Genomic DNA, 4,130 nt, shown 5'->3' on the forward strand with positions numbered 1-4,130 from the left:
CCTCAACACCGATGATATCACCGATATCCAACAGCTTTTTGTATACTTCGTTGTAGAGGGACTTGTCCTCTCCCGTACAGATCTCATCCCGGTTGAAATAAACCTGGATACGGCCTTCACTGTCCTGCAACTCGGCGAAAGAGGCTTTACCCTGAATCCTTCTTGACATCAACCTTCCGGCAATCACCACCTTTTTTCCCTCTTCAAAATTCTCCCGTATGCTCGAGGAGGTATTATCTACAGGGTACAGGGCAGCGGGGTAGGGGTCAATGCCCAAGTCCCTAAGTTGCCCTAGTTTCTCTCTTCTTACGATTTCTTGCTCAGAAAGTTGCATCTCAAAACGATTTCAGCGGCAAAATTACATTATTTAAGGAAAGTGGAAAGCAGCAGTTCGATTAAACCTGACTTTTCATGCTGGCAACGCCGACTTATGATAAAAGTCATAGATTTTCAGCCGAATGCTCCCTTCATTTGCGGGGTTGCCATCGATCTTTTGTCAGGCTTGGAATTTGATCGGGCATATACTACGGATTTCCCTGGTTTTTAAAATATGAATTACATAAAAATCCAATAAAAATGATCTGTAATATGAGGAATTTAATAATCGGAATGCTCCTGCTGCTGGGAGCAAGTATAAACCTGATGGCCCAGGACCAGGAGCTGTCTCCTTACATCAAAGTAACCGAGACCAAGGGTTCAATTGCGGACCTTTCTGGAAAGGTGATGGATGCCCTCAAGCAAAATTCTTTTGAGGTGCTTGGTTCTTACCAGCCCGCCAACAGCGGTTCCCTGAAGGTGATTGCATTTACCCGAAACGATTTGAAGAATACCGCAGTTAAAGTAGCTGACAGAGGTGCACTGGGGGCTGTTATGAAAGTGGGCCTTGTTGAAAAAGACGGCAGGGTAACCATATCCTATACGAATCCGGACTACCTTCTAAGGGCGTATCTGATGGAGGATTACAACACCTACAAACGAACGTTCGACAGGTTTGCTATTGAATTGAAAACGGCACTGGCCAGCCTGGGCAATACCTTCCAGCCTTTTGGAGGTACCGTAAAGGCCGATAAGCTCAAAAAATACCATTACAAGATTATGATGCCCTACTTTACCGACCCGGTGACCCTGGGAGAATATAGCTCCTTCGAAGCGGGATTAAAGGCCATCAGGGCCAACCTGAAAGCGAAAAAAGGGAATACGGTAGAGGTGTATCAGTTGGTGTACCCGGATAAACAGGTGGCCGTTTTTGGTGTCGGGCTCAGGGACAAAGAAGACGGGGAGGCCCATTTCCTACCCAAGATCGGGGTGGAGCATGCAGCGGCCATGCCCTATGAGATCATCCTGCAGGATAAAAAGGCGACCATGTTGCACGGCAAGTACCGGATAGCACTACACTGGCCCGACCTAAGTATGGGTACTTTTATGAAAATTATGAGTACCCCCGGGGATATAGAAGATTTTTTAGAAGGGGTATGCAGTCCTTCGGGTAAGGGCTCCTTCTGAAACCTATAAAAGACCGTAAACAATTTGATGGTGTAATTGAAAAAGGCCCTTCAGGAAGAAGGGCCTTTTTGCAGCAGTATTCGATTTCGAGTAGGTATCCTTAAAAGAAAGGCCAACTCCTTGGTTAGGATTTTCCGGTAAGGATGGCCTCCATATCGGCTTCCAGGGTGTTATCCGGGAATTCAACGATGCGGCCCACCTCCTTACCCTCTTTGAGAAAGATAAAGGTTGGGACATATTCGATGTTCCATCCCTTCTCCTCTCCTCCGGGGCTCGTTTTGTAAAATTCATCCCTTTTATCCAAAGCCACAATGGTGATCTGGTCTTCCGGGTAACCTGCTTTTTCAAGGATTTTCATAAATCGGGGTACTTCCCTCTGACTGTCGCTGCACCAGGTGCCCATAAACAATAGGATATCATGCTCATTGAGCGCCTTTTCAAACCGGTTTATCCGTGCATCATCAGTTTTGTAATCTGTGTAACCGGAAGTGTACCAGTTAGCATAGGAACCTTTTTGCAAGGCCTCCCCGGGCAGGGTGCCCAGGAGTATAAGTTCCCCGGTGTCCAATTGTATTTCCTCGAAGCGGTCTTGTGCGCCAATGCAGGAAATGAGTAAACAGAAAAGAAAAGCAAGTGGGATCGTTTTCATGGAAACCGTGTTTTAAAGGTAAAATTACAAGAAAATGTAACAAATCAGGGAATATGTATACCTATTAGGTACATCAATCAACACCTGCTTCATGAGTTTTTTAAGGGTCTTACTGGCCATAATATTTCCGCCCCTGTCGGTTATTGGAAAAGGATGTGGTTCTTTTCTGATCGTCTTGTTACTCACCTTGTGTGGTTGGGTGCCCGGTGTGATCGCTGCCCTGATCATTCTCAACAATCCCAACTGATCGTCGTATCTTTGCGGGGATGAACAAAGAGGTGATATTTCAGGAACTGGGTTTCCGGGATTATAAAGACACCTGGGACTACCAGGAACGCCTTTTCCAAGAAATTCTGGAAATTAAAATCAAAAACCGCCGTGAGGAGGCGGGCCTTTCCACGCCCAATTATTTCCTTATGGTGGAGCATCCCCATGTATATACCTTGGGAAAGAGCGGGGATCAGGCCAATTTGCTGGTGGCCGAAACCGAACTGGCCAAAAAAGGCGCAAGTTTTTATAAGATCAACCGGGGAGGGGACATTACTTATCATGGCCCCGGACAAATTGTGGGCTATCCCATCCTTGACCTGGATAACTTCTTTACCGACATCCACAAATATTTGCGACTGCTGGAGGAGATGGTGATCCTCACCCTGGACGAATACGGTTTAAAAGGGGAACGATCACAAGGGGAAACCGGGGTCTGGCTCGATGTCGGCACTCCCTTTGCCCGAAAGATCTGTGCCCTGGGGGTTAGGGCCAGCCGCTGGGTTACCATGCACGGATTTGCCTTTAATATAAATACAGACCTGGGCTATTTTGATCTCATGATCCCCTGTGGAATAAAAGACAAGGGGGTAACTTCCCTGAACGTGGAACTGGGGAAGGAAAAGGTGGATGTGGAAGAGGTAAAACAAAAACTGCTCCGGCACTTTGAGGGTCTGTTTGAGGCCCATCTTAAAAAAGAGAAAACCGAAGGATAGACCTTCGGTTTATGTTTAAAAACGTACACGGTCTTAATTAGACATAGCGCTGAGTACCATGGTATTGATCACCTTTCCTTTTTTGTTATAGCTTTCTGTTTTTACCACGCCAACTCCTTTGGCAAGCCAGCTTCGGCTGGGAAAATTCTGATTCACCATCATCATTTTGGAGTGACTGTTGCTGTAAATCACGTAGCATTCGTAAGCGCCTGCGGGTACAGTAATGGTTTCCACTTTCTCCACCTTTCGATCGGTGATATCTACCTGCATATTCATATTCATTCCCCCCATACTGATTTTCATTTGAACATTGGCGTCGGGTAGTTCCATTCCGGCTTTTAAATCGTTGGGCCACTCCACATCCGTACCCGTGATCTCCGCCTCCGCGTCCCCGTATTGTTCCAGCATCTGCGCAGAAAGGAGGGATTTGTAGTCAATACGAACAATATTCCCCTCGCATATCATTTTATAAGAGCTTTCGAATGCATTTTTTCCCTTGGCATCGCTGAATCCCATGTGGACTTCAGCTTCTATCGTGCCCCCGGATTCCTGAACGTTTCTGAACTCCTGCCATTGCATTCCTTCTACTTTTCCTTTTTTACCGTACATGGTATATTCCATACGGACCCCATCTTTTAAGGGAAAAAAATCATTACAAACCTGCGCACTATGCGACGCCGGCAATAAAAACAGCGCAAAAGCGATCCAGGATATTAGCGGTGAAAAGTTTAGGTGGTCTTTTTTCATGATATCTTATTGTTTTATGAATTCAACTCTGCGGTTTTTGGCTTTGCCCTCCGGGCTGTGGTTATTAGAACATTTACTCGCCCTATTCCAGGATTTCACGGACAAGACCGGGCACACGGTCGAGTGGGTTACGCTGGAAGAAAACGTTCTGCGTCAACGCGTCACTACGGACATCACCACCAAAGGCGGCGCCTTCGATATCATGACAATCGGCATGTATGAAACGCCAATCTGGGGTGCAAACGGCT

At 46.5% G+C, this 4,130-nt stretch carries 7 protein-coding genes; 4 read left to right on the plus strand and 3 right to left on the minus strand.

Going from position 1 to position 4,130, the window contains the following annotated elements:
- A partial coding sequence (locus AC4E7D_RS12345) for an OB-fold nucleic acid binding domain-containing protein (RefSeq protein ID WP_490174095.1) occupies positions 1-334 on the minus strand: 334 nt, incomplete at its 3' end.
- A gap of 254 nt (positions 335-588) precedes the next feature.
- On the opposite strand from AC4E7D_RS12345, the gene AC4E7D_RS12350 reads away from it, so the two are divergent.
- Positions 589-1,503: a hypothetical protein gene (locus AC4E7D_RS12350; RefSeq protein ID WP_490174096.1), complete on the plus strand. Its 915-nt coding sequence runs from the start codon at positions 589-591 to the stop codon at positions 1,501-1,503.
- 124 nt (positions 1,504-1,627) lie between these two features.
- Here AC4E7D_RS12350 and AC4E7D_RS12355 read toward each other — a convergent pair whose 3' ends face one another.
- On the minus strand, positions 1,628-2,152 hold the full coding sequence (locus tag AC4E7D_RS12355; RefSeq protein ID WP_490174097.1) for a thioredoxin family protein: 525 nt from the start codon (positions 2,150-2,152) through the stop codon (positions 1,628-1,630).
- A gap of 91 nt (positions 2,153-2,243) precedes the next feature.
- Here AC4E7D_RS12355 and AC4E7D_RS12360 point away from each other — a divergent pair, with 91 nt between their 5' ends.
- Positions 2,244-2,399 carry a YqaE/Pmp3 family membrane protein gene (locus AC4E7D_RS12360; RefSeq protein WP_083760689.1) on the plus strand — a complete coding sequence of 52 codons (156 nt, stop codon included), beginning with the start codon at positions 2,244-2,246 and terminating at the stop codon, positions 2,397-2,399.
- A gap of 19 nt (positions 2,400-2,418) precedes the next feature.
- Positions 2,419-3,135, plus strand: a complete 717-nt coding sequence (gene lipB / locus AC4E7D_RS12365; RefSeq protein ID WP_490174098.1) for a lipoyl(octanoyl) transferase LipB — start codon at positions 2,419-2,421, stop codon at positions 3,133-3,135.
- 33 nt (positions 3,136-3,168) lie between these two features.
- Here lipB and AC4E7D_RS12370 read toward each other — a convergent pair whose 3' ends face one another.
- Positions 3,169-3,882 carry a TapB family protein gene (locus AC4E7D_RS12370; RefSeq protein WP_490174099.1) on the minus strand — a complete coding sequence of 238 codons (714 nt, stop codon included), beginning with the start codon at positions 3,880-3,882 and terminating at the stop codon, positions 3,169-3,171.
- Positions 3,883-3,898: 16 nt separating this feature from the next.
- On the opposite strand from AC4E7D_RS12370, the gene AC4E7D_RS12375 reads away from it, so the two are divergent.
- On the plus strand, positions 3,899-4,130 hold a 232-nt coding region (locus AC4E7D_RS12375; RefSeq protein WP_490174100.1), incomplete at its 3' end, for an extracellular solute-binding protein.

It is taken from the genome of Lentiprolixibacter sp. (assembly GCF_982873095.1).

Coding starts and splice junctions, on each gene's coding strand:
- AC4E7D_RS12370 (WP_490174099.1), bottom strand. CDS start 3,882: ATGAAAAAAGACCACCTAAACTTTTCACCGCTAATATCCTGGATCGCT.
- AC4E7D_RS12355 (WP_490174097.1), bottom strand. CDS start 2,152: ATGAAAACGATCCCACTTGCTTTTCTTTTCTGTTTACTCATTTCCTGC.
- AC4E7D_RS12360 (WP_083760689.1), top strand. CDS start 2,244: ATGAGTTTTTTAAGGGTCTTACTGGCCATAATATTTCCGCCCCTGTCG.
- AC4E7D_RS12350 (WP_490174096.1), top strand. CDS start 589: ATGAGGAATTTAATAATCGGAATGCTCCTGCTGCTGGGAGCAAGTATA.
- lipB (WP_490174098.1), top strand. CDS start 2,419: ATGAACAAAGAGGTGATATTTCAGGAACTGGGTTTCCGGGATTATAAA.